This window comes from Enterobacter sp. 120016, from assembly GCF_018383635.1.
In the GTDB taxonomy this organism is placed as follows: Bacteria; Pseudomonadota; Gammaproteobacteria; order Enterobacterales; family Enterobacteriaceae; genus Enterobacter; species Enterobacter asburiae_D.
Map to the genome: position 1 here is coordinate 1 of NZ_JAHAWC010000025.1, position 23500 is coordinate 23500.

The 23500-nt window shown below is 53.4% G+C and carries 24 protein-coding genes and 1 pseudogene; 11 read left to right on the forward strand and 14 right to left on the reverse strand.

Going from position 1 to position 23500, the window contains the following annotated elements; all coding sequences use genetic code 11:
* From KIF87_RS23630 to KIF87_RS21765, 10 genes and pseudogenes are all read left to right on the forward strand, one after another.
* Positions 1-214: pseudogene (locus tag KIF87_RS23630) on the forward strand (RHS repeat-associated core domain-containing protein); the annotation flags it as partial.
* Entirely contained in the window at positions 197-586 is a 390-nt protein-coding gene (locus tag KIF87_RS23340) for an HNH/endonuclease VII fold putative polymorphic toxin (RefSeq protein WP_502757632.1), read from the forward strand. The pseudogene KIF87_RS23630 and the gene KIF87_RS23340, both read left to right, overlap by 18 nt.
* A 2-nt stretch (positions 587-588) precedes the next feature.
* Positions 589-981: an Imm50 family immunity protein gene (locus KIF87_RS21730; RefSeq protein ID WP_213330661.1), complete on the forward strand. Its 393-nt coding sequence runs from the start codon at positions 589-591 to the stop codon at positions 979-981.
* Between the two features lie 766 nt (positions 982-1747).
* Complete coding sequence (locus KIF87_RS21735; protein WP_213330663.1) at positions 1748-2221, forward strand: RHS repeat-associated core domain-containing protein; 474 nt, start codon at positions 1748-1750, stop codon at positions 2219-2221.
* A gap of 233 nt (positions 2222-2454) precedes the next feature.
* Positions 2455-2712, forward strand: a complete 258-nt coding sequence (locus tag KIF87_RS21740) for a hypothetical protein (protein ID WP_213330665.1) — start codon at positions 2455-2457, stop codon at positions 2710-2712.
* 637 nt (positions 2713-3349) lie between these two features.
* The gene (locus KIF87_RS21745; RefSeq protein ID WP_213330667.1) at positions 3350-3598 is read left to right on the forward strand and encodes a hypothetical protein; all 249 of its coding nucleotides are present in this window, start codon (positions 3350-3352) and stop codon (positions 3596-3598) included.
* A 118-nt stretch (positions 3599-3716) separates the two neighbouring features.
* Positions 3717-4892, forward strand: coding sequence for an MFS transporter (locus tag KIF87_RS21750; protein WP_213330669.1), 1176 nt, complete (start codon positions 3717-3719; stop codon positions 4890-4892).
* Complete coding sequence (yidZ, locus tag KIF87_RS21755) at positions 4861-5832, forward strand: HTH-type transcriptional regulator YidZ (RefSeq protein ID WP_213330671.1); 972 nt, start codon at positions 4861-4863, stop codon at positions 5830-5832. Before KIF87_RS21750 ends, yidZ begins: the two co-directional genes overlap by 32 nt.
* A 122-nt stretch (positions 5833-5954) precedes the next feature.
* Positions 5955-6701 carry a 4'-phosphopantetheinyl transferase family protein gene (locus KIF87_RS21760; RefSeq protein ID WP_063145549.1) on the forward strand — a complete coding sequence of 249 codons (747 nt, stop codon included), beginning with the start codon at positions 5955-5957 and terminating at the stop codon, positions 6699-6701.
* Positions 6702-6737: 36 nt separating this feature from the next.
* Positions 6738-7304: an NADPH-dependent FMN reductase gene (locus tag KIF87_RS21765; protein WP_121423352.1), complete on the forward strand. Its 567-nt coding sequence runs from the start codon at positions 6738-6740 to the stop codon at positions 7302-7304.
* A gap of 91 nt (positions 7305-7395) precedes the next feature.
* Here the strand turns inward: KIF87_RS21765 and adeP are convergent, their stop codons facing one another.
* Positions 7396-8733 carry an adenine permease AdeP gene (adeP, locus tag KIF87_RS21770; RefSeq protein WP_147429993.1) on the reverse strand — a complete coding sequence of 446 codons (1338 nt, stop codon included), beginning with the start codon at positions 8731-8733 and terminating at the stop codon, positions 7396-7398.
* A gap of 165 nt (positions 8734-8898) precedes the next feature.
* Here adeP and yieH point away from each other — a divergent pair, with 165 nt between their 5' ends.
* Positions 8899-9564, forward strand: a complete 666-nt coding sequence (gene yieH / locus KIF87_RS21775) for a 6-phosphogluconate phosphatase (RefSeq protein WP_213330673.1) — start codon at positions 8899-8901, stop codon at positions 9562-9564.
* A gap of 85 nt (positions 9565-9649) precedes the next feature.
* Here yieH and phoU read toward each other — a convergent pair whose 3' ends face one another.
* The 13 genes from phoU to atpF all read right to left on the reverse strand — a co-directional run bounded on the left by phoU (position 9650) and on the right by atpF (position 23482).
* Positions 9650-10375: a phosphate signaling complex protein PhoU gene (phoU, locus tag KIF87_RS21780; protein ID WP_008500182.1), complete on the reverse strand. Its 726-nt coding sequence runs from the start codon at positions 10373-10375 to the stop codon at positions 9650-9652.
* A 26-nt stretch (positions 10376-10401) separates the two neighbouring features.
* Positions 10402-11175: a phosphate ABC transporter ATP-binding protein PstB gene (gene pstB, locus KIF87_RS21785; RefSeq protein WP_010426574.1), complete on the reverse strand. Its 774-nt coding sequence runs from the start codon at positions 11173-11175 to the stop codon at positions 10402-10404.
* 47 nt (positions 11176-11222) lie between these two features.
* On the reverse strand, positions 11223-12113 hold the full coding sequence (gene pstA, locus KIF87_RS21790; protein WP_023309794.1) for a phosphate ABC transporter permease PstA: 891 nt from the start codon (positions 12111-12113) through the stop codon (positions 11223-11225).
* The gene (gene pstC / locus KIF87_RS21795) at positions 12113-13072 is read right to left on the reverse strand and encodes a phosphate ABC transporter permease PstC (RefSeq protein WP_023333924.1); all 960 of its coding nucleotides are present in this window, start codon (positions 13070-13072) and stop codon (positions 12113-12115) included. The genes pstA and pstC overlap by 1 nt, the downstream gene beginning before the upstream one ends.
* A 129-nt stretch (positions 13073-13201) precedes the next feature.
* Positions 13202-14242 (reverse strand): phosphate ABC transporter substrate-binding protein PstS, encoded by a 1041-nt coding sequence (gene pstS / locus KIF87_RS21800; protein WP_063145553.1) that lies wholly within the window; start codon positions 14240-14242, stop codon positions 13202-13204.
* 321 nt (positions 14243-14563) lie between these two features.
* Positions 14564-16393, reverse strand: coding sequence for a glutamine--fructose-6-phosphate transaminase (isomerizing) (gene glmS / locus KIF87_RS21805; protein WP_023309792.1), 1830 nt, complete (start codon positions 16391-16393; stop codon positions 14564-14566).
* A gap of 238 nt (positions 16394-16631) precedes the next feature.
* Positions 16632-18002: a bifunctional UDP-N-acetylglucosamine diphosphorylase/glucosamine-1-phosphate N-acetyltransferase GlmU gene (gene glmU, locus KIF87_RS21810; RefSeq protein ID WP_213330674.1), complete on the reverse strand. Its 1371-nt coding sequence runs from the start codon at positions 18000-18002 to the stop codon at positions 16632-16634.
* 138 nt (positions 18003-18140) lie between these two features.
* Positions 18141-18560, reverse strand: coding sequence for a F0F1 ATP synthase subunit epsilon (locus tag KIF87_RS21815; RefSeq protein ID WP_006177560.1), 420 nt, complete (start codon positions 18558-18560; stop codon positions 18141-18143).
* 20 nt (positions 18561-18580) lie between these two features.
* Complete coding sequence (gene atpD, locus KIF87_RS21820; RefSeq protein WP_006177559.1) at positions 18581-19963, reverse strand: F0F1 ATP synthase subunit beta; 1383 nt, start codon at positions 19961-19963, stop codon at positions 18581-18583.
* A 31-nt stretch (positions 19964-19994) separates the two neighbouring features.
* Positions 19995-20858, reverse strand: a complete 864-nt coding sequence (gene atpG, locus KIF87_RS21825) for a F0F1 ATP synthase subunit gamma (RefSeq protein WP_008500191.1) — start codon at positions 20856-20858, stop codon at positions 19995-19997.
* Between the two features lie 51 nt (positions 20859-20909).
* Complete coding sequence (gene atpA, locus KIF87_RS21830; RefSeq protein ID WP_006808751.1) at positions 20910-22451, reverse strand: F0F1 ATP synthase subunit alpha; 1542 nt, start codon at positions 22449-22451, stop codon at positions 20910-20912.
* Between the two features lie 12 nt (positions 22452-22463).
* Entirely contained in the window at positions 22464-22997 is a 534-nt protein-coding gene (gene atpH, locus KIF87_RS21835; protein ID WP_023309790.1) for a F0F1 ATP synthase subunit delta, read from the reverse strand.
* 14 nt (positions 22998-23011) lie between these two features.
* The gene (gene atpF, locus KIF87_RS21840; RefSeq protein ID WP_014072436.1) at positions 23012-23482 is read right to left on the reverse strand and encodes a F0F1 ATP synthase subunit B; all 471 of its coding nucleotides are present in this window, start codon (positions 23480-23482) and stop codon (positions 23012-23014) included.
* Positions 23483-23500: the final 18 nt, after the last annotated feature.

The following is a 23500-nucleotide window of genomic DNA, read 5'->3' on the forward strand; positions in this document are numbered from 1 at the left end:
AGGTGCATCATGCTGATACTGCAGGGATAAATCAGCCGCTGCGCTTTCAGGGGCAGTATCATGACGGGGAAAGTGGGTTATACTACAACAGGCACGGTATTACGATCCGGGCGTGGGGCGGTACCTGAGTCCGGACCCGGTGGGGCTGGATGGTGGGCTGAATCTGTATGCGTACGTGCCGGACCCGCTGGGTTGGATCGATCCGTTAGGGCTTACTGGATGTAGTGCTCTATTTAAGTCGAGAAATGAAGCGTTCAGGGCTGCGAAAAGGGATACCGGTATTCCAATGAGCCAGCAACCGATAACCATAAAAAAAGCTCCACTAACTGATAGAGACGGACATGCAATAAAAGACAGCGATTTTAATATACTAGAATCAAGAGAATATCATTATACACGACCAGACGGTTCCAGAGTCGTTATTCAGGAACATTCAGCCGGGCACACGTACGGTCCTGTAGGTACTCAGGGAAATCAAGGGCCGCATTTTAACTTAAGACCATTAAACTCTGAAACCGGGAACGGTTCGAAAAATGGTTCTGTCAGTGGTTCATATGACCATTATAACTTTCCCAGAGGATTATAATTATGTGGTTTGATTTTGCTCATGGAAAAGAAAAAATTAAATACATGTTTAATAATGAATTATCCCTTGATAATTCTGAACTTGAGAGCTTTCTATTTTATGACATCTCAAAAATAAATATATGTTTTAATACGAAATCCATACCAAAAAAAACACCAGACAAATGGAGAGACATAGAGTTTAATGGGTTGTCTATAACGTTAACACTTGTCGGGGTAAATAAGTTGAATTTACGAGGTGAGCGAGTAGGTTTTATATGCTCACCAGTCATTAAAAGAATAGGTAATGAAATAATGATTTCTATTGATAACGGAGAAAAATATCATTTATCCTGTACCGCGGAAATAATTGTTATTGATTCAATCGAACCATATTTAGACCAACGCTGGAAATGATATAAATACTTTAATTACGGGAAGAATTTAAACTTCCCGTCTTTTGTTATTCAACTCTCGTTCAGTACACTAACCACCCTCCCACTAAAGCAGCTGTTTATCCTTACACAGCTGCTCGCGTAATTCCTGCACCTCGTTACACTTTGTCCGATCACAAACTCATTGTAGCCAATATAAAAAAGCAATCCAGTTAGCAATAAAAAGAAAAAATCTAAAAACGCCTAAATAAATTAAAATTTACTGTTAATTTCAGCATCCCATTTACAACAGCATGTAACGGTCGAGCAACATATATCAGGCACAATTCTGAATTTACATGCAATCTCTTTTTTGACGTTATTCCCCCAATATCATTGGCGTATACAGGATTAATCTCCACAGTCTTCGGTAGCTATCCCGCTATCAGGTACCCGTTGACCGCGGGCCTTGGTGGGAGTCCTTCACGCACGATGCCGCCGGCAACCTGACCGGCTACCGCTGCCGGGTACGGGGTCAGGAGACCGCGCATTATCGTTATCAGTACGATGCCCTGGGGCGCCGTATTCTGAAGGAGGATGTACTTGCCCGCACTGCCCGCCGCTTTTTCTGGCAGGGAGAGCGCCTGCTCGGCGAGTGTGATGCCGGACGCTTCTGGCCCGGCAGGCTGCCGGATAATCCGCAACTGCAGGAGGCACTCCGCGATGCGTCCTGCCGGGTGTGGCTGTATGAGGATGAACATGACTTCCGCCCGCTGCTCATGCTCTGCGGACGGGAGGCGAACGCCGGGGTGTATCACTACGTCTGCGACCACCTCGGCACGCCGCTTGAGCTGCGCGATGTCCGGGGCGGCGTCGTGTGGTCAGCCATGCTGCGCAGCTACGGTCAGGTGCATCATGCTGATACTGCAGGGATAAATCAGCCGCTGCGCTTTCAGGGGCAGTATCATGACGCGGAAAGTGGGTTATACTACAACAGGCACCGGTATTACGATCCGGGCGTGGGGCGGTACCTGAGTCCGGACCCGGTGGGGCTGGCGGGGGGAACTAACCCGTATGCGTATGTGCCGAATCCACTGAAATACACCGATCCGCTTGGGTTGTGTAAAACAAATATAAATAATTCTTACCCCGGGCCTAAACTGCCTGATAATATAGCAGAGACGTTTGAGGGTGGAATATATAAAAATAGAAAACTTACACAAGATGATTTTCTTTATAAATATCATGGCGTAGATAATAGAACAGGCAGAAAATACTCCTAGCTGTCTAATGAAAATTTCTCATCTGAAAATGCCTTGAGACAAGGTCTTGCCATTCGACATGACTGGGGGATAAATATTACAGATGTATCTAAATTCAAGGTTCCTCAAGGTACATGGCTAAGTGAAGGACCCGCAGCGGCTCAAGGTCCAGGTTATCCTGGTGGAGGGTATCAGGCTGTTATATTAAATGTGCCTAAAGTTTGGGTAACAAACACAACAAGGGTACTTTGGAAATGAAAATAGAAAACTTATTAAATGCTATAAATGAACTGATAGTTGAATTAAATAATAGTAGCAAGAAAGCATCGGCTGATTTTTTCATGTTGAAATATGAGGCTATAAAAAAACAAAATGATGCACTGGAATCTATTAAAGAATTATCTATGTGTCGAGCAATGGCTCAGTATGCAAATTTCTCTCTGGCTGAAGAAAGTAAACTTGATACAGTCGTGGAGTGCGCCATAGATATTTTAAAAAAACATAAGCCTTAATGTTCAAAACAAAAGCTGGGAAAGAAATTAAATCTTCCCGGCTTTTTATTATTTAACCACCGTTGAGTACACTAAACACCCCGTCCTTAATTCCATTAACCAATTGTTTAGCCTGATAAAACTGCTCGCGCAGCACCTGCAACTAGCCACCGTCCACCATCAACCGTCAACCGTCAACCGTCAACCGTCAACCGTCAACATAATACCCACTCCGAAATCTTCACACTCACGCCCGTTCAGATCTCAAATCCCGCGTCCGGCAGCGAGTTGTCCATAAGGGACATACTGGGCATGCTTGAGCATTCAGTTGGAATTTTGGAAAAAATCACATCTGAAACAATATCCATTAACATTCAAAAATAATTTTATTCATGTCCTCTCAGTAAATTAAAATAATCTGTAACAGGTTGCCTGATATATATCAGGCACAATTCTGAATTTGCGTGCTCTTCTTTTTCTGATCGCGCCCACCTAATAATATCAACATATGCAGGGATCATTTCCACAGCCTGCGGTAGCTATCACCAGGTTCTCAGTTCGTTCTGATTTTCCACTACCGTTGTCTTATTACTTGCGGGGTGACGGCAAAAAATTCAGTGTCGGGCGGCTGATTAGCGCTGGCGTTGGTGGATAGCCAGTGTCATGGAACTATGACTGGCGTCCCCGGAATCTGCTGTCGCGCATCACCGACACCGCCACCGGGGAATGGCACTTCAGCCATGACGAACGGGAGCGTCTGACCGCCATTGCTTTCACGCCGCGCCGGGTGTGGCTGTATGAGGATGAACATAAGTCGAGAAATGAAGTATTCAGGGCTGCGAAAATTGATGAAATATATCAGGCACAATTGAGAGTTTATGGGCAACAGCATCTTTACGATCCTTAACCGATATCTAAATTAATCATTAAGCAATTTCCTCTCAGGAAATCACCATTGTCCAAATGGCAACTCGCCTAATCCCTTTTCACCCCCTATCCTGCATGCCTGCATCTATGGGGGGTTTATGGCGCGTTTTCTGTTTTGTAGTTTCGCATTAGTTCTGCTTTATCCGTCTGGTATTGATATGTATCTGGTGGGATTGCCCCATATCGCCCGCGATCTGGGTGCCAGCGAAGCGCAGCTGCACATCGCGTTTTCGGCCTACCTTGCGGGGATGGCGTCGTCGATGGTGTTTGCCGGGAAGATCGCGGATAAGGCAGGCCGTCAGCCTGTCGCCATAACGGGTGCCATCATTTTTGCCCTGGCCTCTCTTCTCTGCTCACAGGCGCAGAACAGCACCGTGTTCCTGTCAGGCCGCTTCATTCAGGGCATTGGAGCCGGTGGCTGTTACGTCGTCGCTTTTGCCATTTTGCGAGACACCCTAAGCGCCCAGCGTCGCGCTAAGGTGCTGTCGATGCTGAACGGTATTACCTGCATCATCCCGGTGCTGGCCCCGGTCGTGGGTTATCTGATCATGCTGAAATTCCCGTGGCAGAGCCTGTTCTGGACCATGGCGGCAATGGGCGCGCTGGTGTTTATCCTGTCCATCACTGTGCTGAAAGAGACCCACCCGGGCTCGCAGAATACCGGTCATACTCCAACGATTCACCCCGCCGAGAAGCTGCTTAACCGCTTTTTCCTCAGTCGTCTGGCCGTGACCACCTTAAGCGTGGCGGTGATCCTGACCTATGTAAACGTTTCCCCGGTTTTACTGATGGAAACCATGGGCTTCGATCGCGGCGAGTATTCAACGGTGATGGCATTAACCGCCATGGTCAGTATGGCGGTCTCGTTCTCTACCCCGTTTGCACTAAATGTTTTCAGCCAGCGCACATTGATGCTGACCTCACAGGTTTTATTCCTCACGGCGGGCGTGCTCCTGGCGACCGCCAGCTCACATGCGGTAATGCTGGTGGGTATTACCCTCATTTGTGCCGGGTTCTCGGTTGGCTTTGGCGTGGCGATGAGCCAGGCGCTTGGCCCCTTCTCGCTGCGGGCAGGCGTGGCAAGCTCGGTGCTGGGGATCGCGCAGGTCTGCGGCTCGTCGCTGTGGATTTGGCTGGCGGCGGTCATCGGGCTTAACGCGCTGAATATGCTGATCGGGGTTCTGATTGGCTGTAGCATACTGTGCATTACCTTACTTATGGTCATCCGGCCCGCGGCGCATTATGAAGAAGCCCATCAGCAGTCTCGATCTTAATCTCTTGCTTTGCCTGCAGCTTTTGCTGCAGGAGCGCAGCGTCACCAAAGCGGCGAAGCGGATGAACGTGACGCCGTCGGCGGTGAGTAAATCACTGGCCAAGCTGCGCGACTGGTTTGACGACCCGCTGTTTGTCAAAACGCCGTTAGGGCTGCTGCCAACCCCGCTGACGGTAAGCCTGGAGCAGGATCTGGCCGAGTGGATGCAGATCGGCAACCAGATCCTCGATAAATTTCACCATGATTCGCCAGGCGGGCTGACGTTCGTGCTGGCCGCCGAAACGCCGCTGATGCTGATCCGCTTTAACGCCCTGCTGGAGCAGGTGAACCAGCGCTATCCGCAGGCGACGGTGAAGATGCGCCACTGGGATTACGATTCGCTGGATGCCATAACGCGTGGAGAGGTAGACCTTGGCTTTACCGGCCGAGAAACGCATCCGCGCTCCCGCGAGCTGCTGAAGCTGTTGCCATGGTTTATCGACTACGAGATCCTGTTCAGCGACCGTCCGTGCGTGTATCTGCGCGAGGACCACCCCGCGCTTCAGGATGAGTGGAACCTCGAAACCTTCCTGCGCTATCCGCATATCAGCATCTTCTGGGAACGCAGCGACACCTGGGCGCTGGACGAAGTGCTAAAGGAGATGGGTCGAGAGAGAAATATTGCCATGTGCGTGCCGGGCTTTGAGCAGTCGATGTTTATGGCAGCCCAGCCCGGGCATAGCTATATCGCCACGGCTCCGTACTACTGTCATCACTACAATCAACTCCACCAGCGGAAGCTGATCGCGCTGCCTATTCCCATTGATGAAGCGCAGGCTGAAAAGCTTACCGTTCCCTTCACGCTGATCTGGCATAAACGGAACAGCCATAATCCGAAAATCCTCTGGCTGCGGGAGACCATCAAGGCGCTGTACGGTGCCAGCGATCCAATTTTTGCCTAAGAAAATGTAAAGTTCGGTCCTAAGGCTTCTCTTACTCCCATTTACTGATTAAAACAGGAGTCAAGTTAAGCGATAATCATGTAACCGTTTAACCGATTACGACCATTATCAAGGAGCGAAAAATGGCTACGCACTTTGCAAGAGGGATACTTACGGAAGGACGTCTCGTATCGGCAAGAATTTCTTCGGCCTGTCACAGTGAAGCACTCACTCTCCCGGAGCACCGCAGAACGCGGTTTTTAGCGTCCAGAGCGCTTCTCGCAGAACTGCTGTTTATGCTGTACGGCACCAGCGAGCTGCCGGACATCATTACCCAACCCGAAGGCCGCCCGGTCTTTGCCGACCCGGATCTCCCTCGTTTTTCGATTGCCTACGCGGGCAATATCATTGGCGTCGCGCTGACCACCGAAGGGGATTGTGGGCTCGACATGGAACTTCAGCGCGCGACGCGCAGCTTCCATGGCGGTAATGCGCATGAAGACTATCCGCTATCCAGCAATGAGAAGCTGTGGGTCCGCAACCAGAACGATCCTGTCGAAGCCAGAGCCCAGCTCATTACCTTGCGCCAGAGCATTCGCAAGCTCTGTGGATGCGCCTCAGACGACGCCAGCCTGCTGCAGCTGCTGCCAGGCTCCGGACGTCTTCGTGCCACTCAGGCCACGCTGGTAGAGGCGCTCAGTGACGCAGAGGATGTGCTCATTTGGTCCATTGCGGTTACCCCCGCCATCGAACGCATGAAAATCTGGGAATTTGACAGTCAACAGGGATGGCGTAGCCTTCCTGATGTGCCCGAGCGCGCCAACGAGCCCGCCGCGCGCCTGATGCGTTTAACCAGTTTACCGGCAGAAAAAGCATTCACCCTTAGCTGATCCAATCAGGGTCATCATGATGAAACAGGAGTAATCATGTCTGATACGTTGAAAGTAGTTACGTTACTGGGAAGCCTGCGCAAAGGTTCATTTAACGGGATGGTTGCCCGCACGCTGCCACAGCTGGCACCGGCAGGAATGGAAGTTAGCGCCCTGCCGTCTATTGGCGATATTCCGCTGTATGATGCGGATGTCCAGCAGGAAGAAGGGTTCCCGCAGAGCGTTGAGGCGCTGGCAGAGCAGATCCGCCAGGCCGACGGGGTGGTCATCGTCACGCCGGAGTATAACTACTCGGTTCCGGGTGGCCTGAAGAATGCCATTGACTGGCTGTCCCGTTTACCCGAGCAGCCGCTGTCAGGCAAACCGGTGCTGATCCAGACCAGCTCAATGGGCGCGATTGGCGGCGCGCGCTGCCAGTATCATCTGCGCCAGATCCTGGTATTCCTGGATGCGATGGTCATGAACAAGCCGGAATTTATGGGTGGTGTGATTCAGAACAAGGTCGACCCGCAAACGGGTGAAGTGGTGGATCAGAGCACGCGCGATCATCTGTCTGGCCAGCTGACGGCGTTTGGGGATTACATTAAGCGGGTTAAAGCCTGATAAAAAAGCCCGGTGGCGCTAGCGCTTACCGGGCCTACACTCGTCAGTAGGTCAGGTAAGCGAAGCGCCACCTGACACCACAAACCGCACCTTAGTGCGCGTCAATAAACACAATCTTCAGCACAAACAGCAGCGCCACAACAATCACGCATGGGCTGAGGTCGCGGAAGCGGCCGGTACCGATCTTCATTACGCAGTAAGAGATAAAGCCCAGCGCAATACCTTCGGTAATCGAGAAGCTGAACGGCATCATCACGGCGGTAATAAACGCCGGCACCGCTTCGGTTAAATCATCCCACTTCACGCGTGACAGGCTGGAGGTCATCAGCACACCCACATAAATCAGCGCGCCGGCTGCCGCATACGGTGGAACCATACCCGCCAGCGGAGAGAGGAAGATCACCAGCAGGAACAGAATACCCACGACCACCGCCGTCAGGCCGGTACGGCCGCCCACGGACACGCCGGAAGAAGATTCAATGTACGCGGTAACAGACGAGGTTCCGATAAAAGCACCGGTCACAGAGGAGACGCTGTCCACAAACAGCGCCTGCTTCATGCGCGGGAATTTCCCTTTTTCATCCGCCAGACCCGCTTTATCGGTCACGCCAATCAGCGTGCCGGAGGAGTCAAACAGGTTGACCAGCATGAAGGAGAAAATCACGCCCGCCAGGCCCAGGTTCAGGGAACCCGCCAGATCGACGTGACCAATCACGGTAGAGACGCTCGGTGGCGCGGAGACGATACCGTTATAGTGAACGTCGCCCAGCATCCAGCCCAGCAGGGTGGTCACCACGATGGACACCAGCACCGCCGCGTGAATATTGCGGGAAGCCAGGATCGCGATGATAAAGAAGCCCAGCACGCCCAGCAGCACGTTATGAGAGGTCAGGTGACCGATGCTCACCAGCGTATCCGGGTTAGCGACGATAACGCCGGCGTTTTTCAGCCCCATCATACCGATAAACAGACCAATACCGCTGGTGATGCCCACGCGCAGGCTCACAGGAATGTTAGCAATCATCCAGTAACGCACGCGGAAAATGGTCAGCAGCAGCAGGCCAACCGCGCCCCAGAAGATGGCACCCATGCCAACCTGCCACGGCAGACCCATCGCCTGAACGACCACGAACGCGAAGAACGCATTCAGGCCCATCGCCGGTGCCAGCGCAACCGGCAGGTTCGCGAACACACCCATCAGAATGCTGCCAAGGGCCGCAATCAGGCAGGTGGTTACAAAGACGGCGCTGGTATCCATGCCAGCAACGCCCAGAATTTGAGGGTTCACAAAAACGATATAGACCATCGTCAGGAAGGTGGTGAAACCAGCGATCACTTCGGTGCGTGCCGTTGTGCCGTGCTCGCGCAGTTTGAAAACGCGCTCAAGCAGACCCTGACCAGATGTCTGGGTAGTGTGTTGTTGACTCATCATCAATTTCCGAACAAGGAGGGAAAATTCGTCGCTATCCTATACCAAAATGCGACAATAGTGGCGGTTACGTGATACTTTTTTCATTGATTTTGCTTATACGGCAACGATTGCGTCCCGGTGAACTGCCGTACGTAAACGTTAAACCTGTTAAAAGGGAAAGGCATGTCCGGAATTGAAGCGGTATTTTTCGACTGCGACGGAACGCTGGTCGACAGTGAGGTCATTTGTTCCCGCGCGTATGTCACTATGTTCCAGGAATTTGGCATTACGCTGGAACTCGAAGAGGTGTTTAAACGCTTTAAGGGCGTGAAGCTCTACGAGATCATCGACATCATTAACGAAGAACACGGTGTGGATCTGGCGAAAGCGGATCTGGAACCGGTGTACCGCGCCGAGGTCGCACGCCTGTTTGACTCCGAGTTGGAGGTTATCTCCGGGGCTAACGCGCTGCTGGATGCGATGACGGTGCCAATCTGCGTCGTCTCTAACGGCCCGGTCAGCAAAATGCAGCACTCGCTGGGCAAGCTTGAGATGTTGCACCATTTCCCGGAAAATCTGTTCAGCGGCTACGATATCCAGCGCTGGAAGCCAGACCCGGCGCTGATGTTCCATGCGGCAAAAGCGATGAACGTTAACGTAGAGAACTGCATTCTGGTGGATGACTCATCTGCGGGCGCGCAGTCGGGGATTGATGCGGGGATGGAGGTGTTTTACTTCTGCGCCGATCCCCACAACAAGCCGATCGATCATCCCAACGTGACGACCTTTACCGATCTGGCGCAGTTGCCTGAATTGTGGAAGGCACGCGGGTGGAATATTACTCGCTGAAAAAACAAAGCCGGATGGCGCTAGTGCTTATCCGGCCTACAAGACTCGTAGGGCGGGTAAGTGTTAGCGCCACCCGCCACAAACATCACTCTTTCGGATCTTTACCCGCCAGCAGCTTGTCCAGCTCGTCGCCGCCCACGTGACGGAAGTCCTGACCTTTCACGAAGTAGAAAATGTATTCGCAAATGTTCTGGCAGCGGTCGCCGATACGCTCGATGGAGCGCGCGCAGAACAGGGCAGTCAGTACGCTTGGGATCGTACGTGAATCTTCCATCATGTAGGTCATCAGCTGACGCACGATGCCTTCATACTCCTGGTCGACCTTCTTGTCTTCACGGTAGATACGCACCGCTTCGTCCAAATCCATACGCGCAAAGGCATCCAGCACGTCGTGCAGCATCTGCACGGTGTGGCGGCCTAGCGACTCCAGGCTCACCAGCAGCGGCTGGTGCTGCTGAGAGAATTTCTCCAGCGCGGTGCGGCAGATTTTATCCGCAACGTCACCAATACGCTCCAGCTCGGCGATGGTTTTGATGATCGCCATCACCAGACGCAGGTCGCTCGCCGTCGGCTGACGTTTCGCGATAATGCGCACGCAGGCCTCGTCGATAGCGACTTCCATCATGTTGACGTTTTTGTCGCCTTCAATGACGCGCTTCGCCAGCTCGCTGTCCTGGTTGTGCATTGCCGTAATCGCATCAGAAAGCTGCTGCTCAACCATGCCGCCCATGGTCATCACCTGCGTGCGAATGCTTTCCAGCTCTGCGTTGAACTGGCCTGAAATGTGTTTATTAAGATTGAGGTTGTCCATGGTTTCTCCACATGCACTAAGGCAAATCAACCGTAGCGGCCAGTAATATAATCTTCGGTTTGTTTCTTCGCGGGCCTGGTGAACAGCGCGTCCGTATCGCTGAACTCAATCAACTCGCCCAGGTACATAAACGCCGTGTGATCGGAACAACGTGCAGCCTGCTGCATGTTATGGGTCACGATAACCACGGTGTAATCCTGCTTCAGCTCGGTAATCAGCTCTTCAATACGGCCAGTTGAGATCGGGTCCAGCGCTGAACACGGCTCATCCAGCAGCAACACTTCCGGGCGAATAGCAATACCGCGCGCAATGCACAGACGCTGCTGCTGGCCACCGGAGAGAGAGTAACCGCTCTGGTGCAACTTATCTTTGGTTTCGTTCCATAATGCGGCCTTGGTCAAAGCCCACTGTACGCGCTCGTCCATATCGGCACGGGAGAGCTTTTCGAACAGGCGAACGCCAAAGGCGATGTTGTCATAAATGGACATCGGGAACGGCGTTGGTTTCTGGAACACCATCCCCACTTTGGCGCGCAGCAGGGCGATATCCTGAGCCTGGGTCAGAATGTTTTCGCCGTCCAGGATGATTTCACCTTCAGCGCGCTGCTCCGGATAGAGCGAATACATTTTGTTAAAGGTACGCAGCAGCGTGGATTTTCCACAGCCGGACGGACCGATAAATGCCGTGACCTGGTTCTTTGCGATATCCAGGTTGATGTTCTTCAGGGCATGGAATTTGCCGTAGTAGAAGTTCAAATCACGAACCTGAATCTTACCCGGGGCAGTATCAACCATACTCATTGACTCATTTCCTCATTCGGCGCCACGAGCTGCCGCGCCGTAAAAAATTAACCGTGTTTCTTCTTCGCGAAAATGACGCGCGCCAGAATGTTCAGCAACAGTACGCAAAGGGTAATGATCAGCACCCCGGCCCAGGCCAGCTGCTGCCATTCCGCGAATGGGCTCATCGCAAATTTAAAGATCGTCACCGGCAGGTTGGCGATCGGCTGCATCATGTCCGTGCTCCAGAACTGATTGGAGAGGGACGTAAACAGCAGCGGCGCCGTTTCACCCGCGATACGCGCAACCGCCAGCAGGATACCGGTCATGATCCCGGAGACGGACGCCTTCAGCGTAATCGCAGAGATCATCTTCCATTTCGGCGTACCCAGCGCATAAGCCGCTTCACGCAGGCTGTCCGGCACCAGTTTCAGCATGTTCTCGGTGGTACGAATAACAATCGGCACCTGCAGCAGCGCCAGTGCAATCACACCCGCCCAGCCGGAGAAGTGCTCCATCTGCGCCACCACCACGGTGTAAACAAACAGACCCACGACGATAGACGGGGCTGACAGCAGAATGTCGTTGATGAAGCGAATCACTTCCGCCAGCCAGGATTTACGACCGTACTCTGCCAGGTAGATGCCCGCCATGATGCCCAGCGGCGTGCCGAAGACCGTCGCCCAGAGGATCAGCAGGCCGCTTCCCGCCAGGGCGTTCGCCAGGCCACCACCCGCCGTGTTCGGCGGCGGCGTCATTTCGGTGAACAGCGACAGTGACATCCCGTCAATCCCGCGAACGACCGTCGAGAAGAGGATCCAGACCAGCCAGAACAGGCCGAATGCCATCGTCGCCATAGAGAGCGACAGGGCAATACGGTTTTTCATGCGGCGTCTGGCCTGCATTTTACGGCGGGATTCCGCCAGTTCAGCGGTAGCTTGCATTTCGAGAGTGGCCATTAGCGTGCTCCCTCATTTTTAGCGAGGCGCATAATCATCAGCTTGGAAATCGCCAGAACAATGAAGGTGATAACGAACAGAATCAGACCCAGTTCCATCAGCGCCGCCACGTGCAGCCCTGATTCCGCTTCCGCAAATTCATTCGCCAGCGCCGAGGTAATACTGTTACCCGGCATGTAGAGCGACACGCTGTCGAGCTGGTAGGTGTTACCGATGATAAAGGTGACAGCCATGGTTTCACCCAGCGCGCGACCTAAGCCCAGCATCACACCCCCGATCACCCCATTTTTGGTGAACGGAAGGACAATGCGCCAGATAACTTCCCAGGTGGTGCAGCCGATCCCGTAGGCCGACTCTTTCATCATCACCGGTGTTTGTTCGAAGACATCGCGCATAACCGCCGCAATGTACGGAATAATCATGATGGCGAGGATCACACCTGCCGCCAGAATGCCGATACCGAAAGCCGGGCCAGAGAACAGGGCACCCACAAACGGAATGGCAGAAAGAACGTTACCGACCGGTTCCTGGAAGTATGTGGCAAACAGCGGAGCAAAGATGAACAGGCCCCACATGCCGTAAACGATACTCGGAATGGCCGCCAGCAGTTCGATGGCAATACCCAGCGGGCGTCGCAGCCAGCCCGGCGCCAGCTCCGTCAGGAACAGGGCAATACCAAAGCTCACCGGAACCGCAATCAGCAGGGCGATGAACGAGGTCACCAGCGTGCCGTAAATCGGCACCAGGGCACCGTAGATGTCGTTCGGTGCGTCCCACTCTTTGGTCCACAGGAAGGAGAAACCGAATTTCTGGATGCTCGGCCATGAGGAGAAAATCAGAGACACGATAATGCCGCCCAGCAGCAATAGCACAATCAGCGCAGCCAGTTTTACCAGCGCGCTGAAAATCATGTCACCTTTTTTACCCGGAGGGTTAAATGCAGGCTTGGTTGCAGCCATAAATTACTCTTCTGTTTGAGACGTTTTTACGAATATGCCCGGTGGCGCTGACGCTTACCGGGCCTACAGCTTAAACCGTAGGGCGGGTAAGCGTCAGCGCCACCCGCCATCTTCGTTAAATATATCCTGTTAGTACAGCGCTTTACCGCTGCTGTCTTTCACGTTGGTTTTCCATGCAGCACGAATCTGCTCAACCACGCTGTCCGGCAGGGTGGCGTAATCCAGGGCGTTAGCCTGTTTGCCGCCGTTTTTGTACGCCCAGTCGAAGAACTTCAGCACTTCGGTGCCCTGCTCAGGTTTCTTCTGCTCTTTGTGAACCAGGATGAAGGTGGTAGAGGTGATTGGCCATGCACCTTCGCCTTTCTGGTTAGTCAGATCCTGCGCGAACGATTTGCTCCAGTCAGCGCCTTTAGCAGCGTTAGCAAAGTTCTCTTCGGTCGGGCTAACCGGTTTGCCGTCGGCTGAAACCAGTTTGGTGTAGGACAGGTTGTTCTGCTTAGCGTACGCATACTCTACGTAACCAATTGAGCCAGGCAGACGCTGTACGAACGCGGCGATACCGTCGTTACCTTTACCGCCCAGACCGGTTGGCCAGTTAACGGTAGAGCCGGAGCCGACTTTAGACTTCCACTCTTCGTTCACTTTTGCCAGGTAGCTGGTGAACACGAAAGAGGTACCGGAACCATCCGCGCGGCGAACCACGGCGATGTTCTGAGAAGGCAGCTTCAGGCCTGGGTTGAGTTTAGCGATCGCTTCGTCATCCCATTTTTTGATTTTGCCCAGGTAGATGTCACCCAGGGTTTTGCCGTCCAGCACCAGCTCACCCGACTTCACGCCCGGCAGGTTGATGGCCAGGACCACGCCACCGATCACGGTCGGGAACTGGAACAGGCCTTCCTGAGCCAGTTTGTCGTCAGACAGCGGAGCGTCTGATGCGCCGAAATCAACCGTGTTCGCGGTAATTTGTTTAACGCCACCGGAGGAGCCGATACCCTGATAGTTAACCTTGTTACCGGTTTCTTTCTGGTAGGTATCCGCCCATTTGGCATACACCGGCGCAGGGAAGGTTGCACCAGCGCCAGTCAGGCTTGCTTCTGCAAATACAGAGAACGCGCTCAGAGATAAGGTCGCGGCGACAACAGTTGCGACAGTGGTACGCATAACTTTCATAATGTCTCCTGCAAGATTTTCGTAAATCGTTGTTTAGTGGCTACGATGAGCAAAATAGGACAAACAAGTGACAGATAAATGTACGAATTATGACAGTTTTATGACAACGAAAATTTCACTTAAAAACCAGCAAAAGAAAGCTTAATTTTCATCGTGTTAGCCACTTTTATGACAAGACGTTTTCAGAAATATTTTCTTTATGTGACACTGAAAAAAGTAGCTGAAGATGACAAATTGTCATTATTAAAAATGAGAAAGGATTGATGAAAAACAAACCGGGCGGGATAAAAAAGCTCCACCCGAAGGTGGAGCCTGAAGGGATTATTCTACGGTAACCGATTTCGCCAGGTTACGCGGCTGGTCAACGTCGGTGCCTTTGATCAGCGCAACGTGATAGGCCAGCAGCTGCAGCGGAACGGTGTAGAAGATTGGTGCAATCACCTCTTCCACATGCGGCATCTCGATGATGTGCATGTTGTCATTGCTGACAAAACCGGCATCTTTGTCGGCGAAGACGTACAGGACACCACCGCGGGCGCGGACTTCTTCGATGTTAGATTTCAGTTTTTCCAGCAGTTCGTTGTTTGGTGCCACAACGATGACCGGCATATCCGCGTCAATCAGCGCCAGCGGGCCGTGTTTCAGCTCGCCTGCCGCATAGGCTTCAGCGTGAATGTAGGAGATCTCTTTCAGCTTCAGCGCGCCTTCCAGCGCAATCGGATACTGATCGCCACGACCCAGGAACAGGGCGTGATGTTTGTCAGAGAAATCTTCCGCCAGCGCTTCAATGCGTTTGTCCTGAGACAGCATCTGCTCAATACGGCTCGGCAGCGCCTGCAGGCCGTGAACGATATCGTGCTCAACGGAAGCATCTTCGCCTTTCAGGCGCGCCAGCTTCGCCACCAGCATCAGCAGAACGGTCAGCTGAGTGGTAAACGCTTTGGTGGAGGCCACGCCGATTTCGGTACCCGCTTTGGTCATCAGCGCCAGATCGGATTCACGCACCAGCGAGGAGCCAGGGACGTTACAGATGGCCAGCGAGCCCAGGTAACCCAGCTCTTTAGAGAGACGCAGCGCGGCCAGCGTGTCCGCCGTTTCGCCGGACTGGGAAAGGGTGATCATCAGGCTGTTACGACGCACAGCGGATTTGCGATAGCGGAATTCAGATGCGATTTCCACATCGCACGGCACGCCCGCCAGGGATTCAAACCAGTAGCGAGAAACCATACCGGAGTTGTAGGAGGTGCCGCAGGCCACGATCTGAATATGCTCGACCTTGCCAAGCAGTTCGTTCGCGTTTGCGCCCAGCTCGCTCAGGTCAACCTCACCGTGGCTGATGCGCCCGGTCAGGGTGTTTTTGATGGCGTTTGGCTGCTCGTAAATCTCTTTCTGCATGTAGTGACGGTAAGCGCCTTTGTCGCCCGCGTCGTACTGCAGATTCGATTCGATCTCCTGACGTTTCACCTGCTCGCCTTTGGTATCGAATACGGTCACGCTGCGGCGAGTTACTTCCGCGATATCACCCTCTTCGAGGAAGATAAAGCGACGGGTAACCGGCAGGAGCGCCAGCTGGTCAGAAGCGATGAAGTTTTCGCCCATGCCCAGACCGATAACCATCGGGCTACCGGAACGCGCGGCCAGCAGCGTGGACGGGTCGCGGGAATCCATGATTACCGTACCGTACGCACCGCGCAGCTGAGGGATAGCACGCAGCACCGCATCACGCAGTGTGCCGCCCTGCTCCAGCTCCCAGTGCACCAGGTGAGCAATCACTTCGGTGTCAGTTTCAGAGACGAAGGTGTAGCCGCGCGCTTTCAGTTCTTCGCGCAGCGGTTCGTGGTTTTCGATAATGCCGTTGTGCACGACCACGATGTGTTCAGACACATGCGGGTGCGCGTTACCTTCAGACGGTTCGCCGTGCGTCGCCCAGCGGGTGTGCGCAATACCGGTACCACCGTGCAGCGGATGTTCTTCCGCGGCCTGGGCCAGCATCTGCACTTTACCGAGACGACGCAGACGGGTCATATGACCTTCTGCATCGACGACAGCCAGACCGGCTGAGTCGTAACCACGGTATTCCAGACGACGTAAACCTTCGAGAAGGATTTCAGCAATATCACGCTGCGCAACTGCGCCAACAATTCCACACATAATTTTAGATTCCGAATTTAGGCATTATGCCTGCGTTGTCGCTGACCTGTATTTGCCCTTTCCGGGCGCCCCGAGCCTTGTAGAGAGTGGGGTTATTTTTATGGGTACTGCTTGTGGGGGGAGGATTATATTATCCCCTCACCCCGGCCCTCTCCCCAAAGGGGCGAGGGAGAAAAACACCGCACCGAACGATCCCCTCTCCCCTATGGGGAGAGGGTTAGGGTGAGGGGTAAATCCGTTACTTTTTCTTCACCGGGCGTTTCCAGCCCTGCTTGCTGACCTGCGGAACGCGGCTTAACACCAGCTCGTTCTCGGCCACATCGCGCGTAACGGTTGTTCCGGCGGCAATGGTCACCCCGTTACCCACGGTAACAGGCGCCACCAGCTGCGTATCGGAGCCAACGAACACGTCGTCACCGATGATGGTTTTAAACTTATTCGCGCCGTCATAGTTACAGGTAATAGTCCCTGCACCAATATTCACGTTATTGCCAATTTCCGCGTCGCCCAGGTAGGTCAGATGACCGGCTTTCGAGCCTTTACCCAGACGCGCTTTTTTCATTTCCACGAAATTACCCACGTGAGCGCCTTCCAGCAGCTCAGCGCCCGGGCGCAGACGCGCAAACGGGCCGATGGTACAGGCGGCATCCAGACGGGCATCTTCCACCACGCTGTACGGGCTGATTTCGCAGTCGTCACCGATGACGCTGTTTTTAATCACGCAGCCGGCGCCAATTTTGACGCGATTGCCCAGCGTGACGTGACCTTCGAGGATAACGTTAGTATCAATTTCAACGTCACGCCCGTGAGATAACGAACCACGCAGATCGAAACGTGCCGGATCGCGCAGCATCACGCCCGCCAGCAGCAGTTTTTCGGCCTGCTCGGACTGATAAATACGCTCAAGACGGGAAAGCTGCAGGCGGTTGTTCACGCCGTCCGTTTCGCTAATGCGCGCCGGATGAACGGCGGCAATTTCACGCCCTTCGTGGTACGCCATCGCAATGATGTCGGTGATGTAGTATTCACCCTGCGCGTTGTTGTTGTTGAGTTTGGACAGCCAGCGCTTCATATCCGCGCCATTGGCAATCAGGATACCGGTGTTGATCTCCTGAATCTGGCGCTGTTCGTCGCTGGCATCTTTATGCTCAACAATACCCGTGACGTTGCCGTTTTCACGGGTGATGCGGCCATAACCGCTTGGATCGTCCAGCACGACGGTCAACAAACCGATGCCACCCTGCGGTTTGGCTTCACGCAGGCGAGTCAGGGTTTCAACGGAGATCAGCGGAACATCGCCGTAGAGCATCAAAATGTCTTCGTCATCCGCAAAGAAGGGCGCTGCCTGCTGCATCGCATGGCCTGTACCCAACTGTTCGGCCTGAAGCACCCAGTTGAGCTTGTCATCGCTCAGCGTCTTTTTAAGCAGATCGCCGCCGTGGCCGTAAACCAGGTGGACCTGACTGGCACCCAGTTCATTCGCTGCATCAATGACATGCTGCACCATTGGCTTTCCTGCAAGCGTGTGGAGCACCTTAGGCAGATCGGAATACATGCGGGTCCCTTTGCCAGCGGCAAGGATCACCACGCTCATCGCACTGTTTGACATACGCATCCTGACGGTAGTTTGAGTGTGAAGTAAAAACGTTTGATGCTTAAAATTCTACATCTTTTTCATCATGAATTAAGGCCGAAAAAAAAAGCCAGCCTGGTATCCAGACTGGCTTTTGTGCTTTTCAAGCCGGTGTTACATCGCTTTTTTGGTCAACTCGATAACGCGCAGTTTCGCGATCGCTTTGGCCAGCTCCGCAGACGCCTGAGCGTAATCCACGTCACCATGAGAGCTGCTAATGTGCTCTTCAGCCTTACGCTTCGATTCCAGGGCTCGCGCTTCGTCGAGATCCTGGCCACGGATAGCGGTATCGGCCAGAACGGTCACACTGCCAGGCTGCACTTCAAGAATGCCGCCGGACAGATAGATAAACTCTTCGTGACCGAACTGTTTAACGATGCGGATCATACCAGGCTTAATGGCGGTGAGCAGCGGTGCGTGACCCGGGAAAATACCCAGTTCACCTTCACTACCCGTTACCTGGATTTTCTCGACCAGACCAGAGAACATTTGTTGCTCTGCGCTGACGACGTCCAGGTGGTAAGTCATTGCCATATCACCCTCCGATTAAGGCGTTAAAGTTTTTTGGCTTTTTCCACGGCTTCGTCGATGGAACCAACCATGTAGAACGCCTGCTCCGGCAGGTGATCGTATTCGCCTTCCATGATGCCTTTAAAGCCACGGATGGTGTCTTTCAGGGAAACGTATTTACCCGGAGAACCGGTGAATACTTCCGCAACGAAGAATGGCTGGGACAGGAAGCGCTGGATCTTACGCGCACGTGCTACCACCAGTTTGTCTTCTTCAGACAGTTCATCCATACCCAGGATGGCGATGATGTCTTTCAGTTCCTGGTAACGCTGCAGCAGGGACTGTACGCCACGCGCGGTGTCGTAGTGTTCCTGACCCACAACCAGTGGATCCAGCTGACGGCTGGTGGAGTCCAGCGGGTCAACGGCTGGGTAGATACCCAGAGACGCGATCTGACGGCTCAGTACCACGGTTGCATCTAAGTGCGCAAAGGTGGTTGCTGGAGATGGGTCAGTCAAGTCATCCGCAGGTACGTATACCGCCTGAACGGAGGTGATAGAACCGGTTTTGGTAGAGGTGATACGTTCCTGAAGAACACCCATCTCTTCCGCCAGCGTAGGCTGATAACCTACCGCTGAAGGCATACGACCCAGCAGTGCAGATACTTCCGTACCGGCCAGGGTGTAACGATAGATGTTATCAACGAACAGCAGAACGTCACGGCCTTCGTCACGGAACTTCTCAGCCATAGTCAGACCGGTCAGCGCAACGCGCAGACGGTTTCCTGGTGGCTCGTTCATCTGGCCGTAAACCAGGGAAACTTTGTCCAGAACGTTGGAGTCGGTCATTTCGTGGTAGAAGTCGTTACCCTCACGAGTACGTTCACCTACGCCCGCAAACACAGAGTAACCGGAGTGCTCGATCGCGATGTTACGGATCAGCTCCATCATGTTTACAGTTTTACCAACACCCGCACCACCGAACAGACCGACTTTACCGCCCTTCGCGAACGGACACATCAGGTCGATAACTTTGATACCGGTTTCCAGCAGTTCCTGAGAGCTGGACAGCTCTTCGTAGGAAGGTGCCGCGCGGTGGATAGCCCAACGCTCTTCTTCACCGATGTCGCCTTTCATGTCGATTGGTTGACCCAATACGTTCATGATACGACCCAGTGTTGCTTTACCTACCGGGACTTCGATCGGGTGCTCAAGGTCTTTGACTTCCAGACCACGACGCAGACCGTCGGAAGAACCCATCGCGATGGTACGCACGATACCGCCGCCGAGCTGCTGCTGAACTTCCAGCACCAGGCTCTCGTTACCATTCTGTACCTCAAGCGCGTCGTACACGCGTGGTACGGCGTCCTGAGGGAACTCGACGTCCACCACGGCGCCGATTACCTGGACAATCTTTCCAGTAGCCATCTTGAATCCTCTACGTAATTCGTAAACCTGGTTAAACCGCGGCGGCCCCCGAGACGATCTCGGTGAGTTCCTGAGTAATGCTGGCCTGACGAGCTTTGTTGTAAACCAACTGCAGCTCTTTAATCAGGCTGCCGCCATTATCGGTCGCGGCTTTCATCGCCACCATTCGTGCGGCCTGCTCGCTGGCCAGGTTTTCTACAACGCCCTGATAAACCTGAGATTCAACGTAACGACGCAGCAGGGTATCCAGCAGCGGTTTCGGATCGGGTTCATACAGGTAATCCCAGGCTTTTTGCTTCAGCTCGTCATCTTCTGATGCCGGTAACGGCAGCATCTGAGTGAGCGTTGGAACCTGAGACATGGTGTTAATGAATTTGTTGCTGACAACGTACAGTCTGTCCAGACGGCCTTCATCATAGGCCTGCAACATCACTTTAACCGGGCCGATCAGTTCGGACAGGGACGGGTTATCACCCATACCGGTCACCTGAGCGACAATGTTGCCACCAACGGAGTTAAAGAAAGAGACGCCTTTAGAGCCGATCATTGCGATATCGCACTGAACGCCTTTTTCAGACCATGCTTTCATATCCGCCAGCAGTTTTTTGAACAGGTTAATGTTCAAGCCGCCACACAGACCACGGTCGGTCGACACCACCAGGTAGCCCACGCGCTTAACATCGCGTTCTTCCAGGTAAGGGTGCTTATATTCCAGATTACCGTTTGCAAGGTGACCAATCACTTTGCGCATGGTTTCTGCATAAGGACGGCTGGCCGCCATGCGATCCTGCGATTTACGCATTTTGGAAGCGGCGACCATCTCCATCGCTTTAGTGATCTTTTGCGTGTTCTGGACGCTTGCGATCTTACTACGTATCTCTTTTGCGCCGGCCATGAGCTTCTCCTCAATGCCAGGCGGCTTGTCCTGAGACAAGCCGCCGGACGATTACCAGGATTGGGTTGCTTTGAAGGAATCGAGGATAGCTTTCAGCTTGCCTTCGATTTCGTCGTTATAGCCACCGGTCTGGTTGATCTCTTGCATCAGCGGAGCGTGATCACGGTCGACGTAAGCCAGCAGAGCGGCTTCGAAGCTACCGATTTTCGCCAGTTCCACATCTTCGAGGTAACCGCGTTCAGCCGCGAACAGTACCAGGCCCTGCTGAGCAACAGACATTGGTGCGTACTGTTTCTGCTTCAGCAGCTCGGTCACTTTCTGACCGTGGCTCAGCTGTTTACGGGTTGCTTCGTCCAGATCGGATGCGAACTGAGAGAACGCAGCCAGTTCACGATACTGTGCCAACGCGGTACGGATACCACCGGACAGTTTCTTGATGATCTTGGTCTGAGCAGCACCACCAACACGGGATACGGAGATACCCGGGTTAACCGCCGGACGAATACCGGAGTTAAACAGGTTGGTTTCCAGGAAGATCTGACCATCGGTAATAGAGATTACGTTGGTCGGAACGAACGCAGAAACGTCACCCGCCTGGGTTTCAATGATCGGCAGAGCGGTCAGAGAGCCCGTTTTACCCTTCACTTCACCTTTGGTGAAGTTCTCGACGTATTCCGCGTTAACGCGGGAAGCACGCTCCAGCAGACGAGAGTGGAGGTAGAATACGTCGCCAGGGAACGCTTCACGTCCAGGTGGACGACGGAGCAGCAGGGAAACCTGACGATAAGCAACAGCCTGTTTAGACAGGTCATCGTATACGATCAGCGCATCTTCACCGCGGTCACGGAAGTATTCGCCCATTGCGCAACCGGCGTATGGCGCCAGGTATTGCAGTGCAGCGGATTCAGACGCAGTTGCTACCACAACGATGGTGTTAGACAGTGCACCGTGCTCTTCCAGTTTACGGACCACGTTGGAAATGGTGGACGCTTTCTGGCCGATGGCCACGTACACACATTTGATACCGGAGTCACGCTGGTTGATGATGGCGTCGATTGCCATCGCGGTTTTACCGGTCTGACGGTCACCGATGATCAGTTCACGCTGACCACGACCGATTGGGATCATGGCATCAACGGACTTATAACCTGTCTGAACAGGCTGATCTACGGACTGACGGTCGATAACGCCTGGTGCGATAACTTCGATTGGGGAGAAGCCATCGTGCTCAACCGGACCTTTACCGTCGATTGGCGCACCCAGGGTGTTAACAACGCGACCCAGCAGGCCACGGCCAACCGGCACTTCCAGAATACGGCCAGTACACTTAACCTTCATGCCTTCGGCGAGGTCAGCGTATGGACCCATCACAACTGCACCTACGGAGTCGCGCTCCAGGTTCAGTGCGATAGCGTAACGGTTACCCGGCAGGGAAATCATCTCACCCTGCATACAATCGGCCAGGCCGTGGATGCGGATAACACCGTCACTTACAGAAACAATAGTACCTTCGTTGTGAGCTTCACTCACAACACTGAACTGAGCAATGCGCTGCTTGATCAGTTCGCTGATTTCGGTGGAATTCAGTTGCATGCTCCAGTCCCCTTAAGACTGCAAGACGTCTGCAAGGCGTTCAAGACGGCCGCGTACGCTGCCATCAATGACCATATCACCCGAGCGGATGATTACGCCTGCCATTACAGACTTATCGATTTTGCAATTCAGCTTAACTTTGCGTGACAGACGTTTTTCCATCGCGGCGGTGATTTTCGCAAGCTGTTCGTTACTCAGTTCAGTCGCAGAAGTCACTTCAACTTCCGCGGTTGCTTCACTAAGGGCACGTAAGTGCTCAAACTGCTCGAGAACATCCGGGAGCACACGGAGACGACCATTTTCTGCCATGACCTTAATCAGGTTCTGGCCGTTGGCATCCAGTTGCTCTCCGCACACGGCGATAAACGACGCGGCGAGAGTTTCAGGTGCTAACGCACCGGAAAGCAACTCAGCCATTTGTTCGTTTTTCGTCACCTCAGCGGCAAACGCCAGCATATCCTGCCAGCGATCGACATTTTGGTGTTCGACAGCAAAGTCAAAAGCTGCTTTGGCGTAGGGGCGAGCTACCGTAACAAATTCAGACATCAGCCCCTCCCTCCTTACAGTTCAGCGACAAGTTTGTCCACGATGTCGCTGTTAGCAGCTTCATCCACGGAACGTTCGATGATCTTCTCGGCGCCAGCAACAGCCAGAATCGCAACCTGCTTACGCAGTTCTTCACGAGCACGTTTACGCTCAGCATCAATTTCTGCCTGAGCCTGTGTCACGATCTTAGTACGTTCCTGTTCTGCTTCAGCTTTGGCTTCGTCCAGGATCTGCGAACGGCGTTTGTTAGCCTGTTCGATGATTACCTGAGCTTCCGCTTTCGCTTTTTTCAGCTGGTCTGTCGCGTTGGCCTGTGCAAGGTCCAAATCTTTCTTAGCGCGTTCTGCAGAAGCCAGACCGTCAGCAATTTCTTTCTGACGTTTTTCGATGGCAGCCATTAAAGGCGGCCATACATACTTCATGCAGAACCAGACAAAGAGAATAAACGCGATGGCCTGGCCGAGGATTGTTGCGTTCATGTTCACAGCACAATACCTCTTTAA

Coding starts and splice junctions, on each gene's coding strand:
- KIF87_RS21730 (WP_213330661.1), top strand. CDS start 589: ATGTGGTTTGATTTTGCTCATGGAAAAGAAAAAATTAAATACATGTTT.
- KIF87_RS21740 (WP_213330665.1), top strand. CDS start 2,455: ATGAAAATAGAAAACTTATTAAATGCTATAAATGAACTGATAGTTGAA.
- KIF87_RS21750 (WP_213330669.1), top strand. CDS start 3,717: ATGGCGCGTTTTCTGTTTTGTAGTTTCGCATTAGTTCTGCTTTATCCG.
- yidZ (WP_213330671.1), top strand. CDS start 4,861: ATGAAGAAGCCCATCAGCAGTCTCGATCTTAATCTCTTGCTTTGCCTG.
- KIF87_RS21760 (WP_063145549.1), top strand. CDS start 5,955: ATGGCTACGCACTTTGCAAGAGGGATACTTACGGAAGGACGTCTCGTA.
- KIF87_RS21765 (WP_121423352.1), top strand. CDS start 6,738: ATGTCTGATACGTTGAAAGTAGTTACGTTACTGGGAAGCCTGCGCAAA.
- adeP (WP_147429993.1), bottom strand. CDS start 8,733: ATGAGTCAACAACACACTACCCAGACATCTGGTCAGGGTCTGCTTGAG.
- yieH (WP_213330673.1), top strand. CDS start 8,899: ATGTCCGGAATTGAAGCGGTATTTTTCGACTGCGACGGAACGCTGGTC.
- phoU (WP_008500182.1), bottom strand. CDS start 10,375: ATGGACAACCTCAATCTTAATAAACACATTTCAGGCCAGTTCAACGCA.
- pstB (WP_010426574.1), bottom strand. CDS start 11,175: ATGAGTATGGTTGATACTGCCCCGGGTAAGATTCAGGTTCGTGATTTG.
- pstA (WP_023309794.1), bottom strand. CDS start 12,113: ATGGCCACTCTCGAAATGCAAGCTACCGCTGAACTGGCGGAATCCCGC.
- pstC (WP_023333924.1), bottom strand. CDS start 13,072: ATGGCTGCAACCAAGCCTGCATTTAACCCTCCGGGTAAAAAAGGTGAC.
- pstS (WP_063145553.1), bottom strand. CDS start 14,242: ATGAAAGTTATGCGTACCACTGTCGCAACTGTTGTCGCCGCGACCTTA.
- glmS (WP_023309792.1), bottom strand. CDS start 16,393: ATGTGTGGAATTGTTGGCGCAGTTGCGCAGCGTGATATTGCTGAAATC.
- glmU (WP_213330674.1), bottom strand. CDS start 18,002: ATGTCAAACAGTGCGATGAGCGTGGTGATCCTTGCCGCTGGCAAAGGG.
- KIF87_RS21815 (WP_006177560.1), bottom strand. CDS start 18,560: ATGGCAATGACTTACCACCTGGACGTCGTCAGCGCAGAGCAACAAATG.
- atpD (WP_006177559.1), bottom strand. CDS start 19,963: ATGGCTACTGGAAAGATTGTCCAGGTAATCGGCGCCGTGGTGGACGTC.
- atpG (WP_008500191.1), bottom strand. CDS start 20,858: ATGGCCGGCGCAAAAGAGATACGTAGTAAGATCGCAAGCGTCCAGAAC.
- atpA (WP_006808751.1), bottom strand. CDS start 22,451: ATGCAACTGAATTCCACCGAAATCAGCGAACTGATCAAGCAGCGCATT.
- atpH (WP_023309790.1), bottom strand. CDS start 22,997: ATGTCTGAATTTGTTACGGTAGCTCGCCCCTACGCCAAAGCAGCTTTT.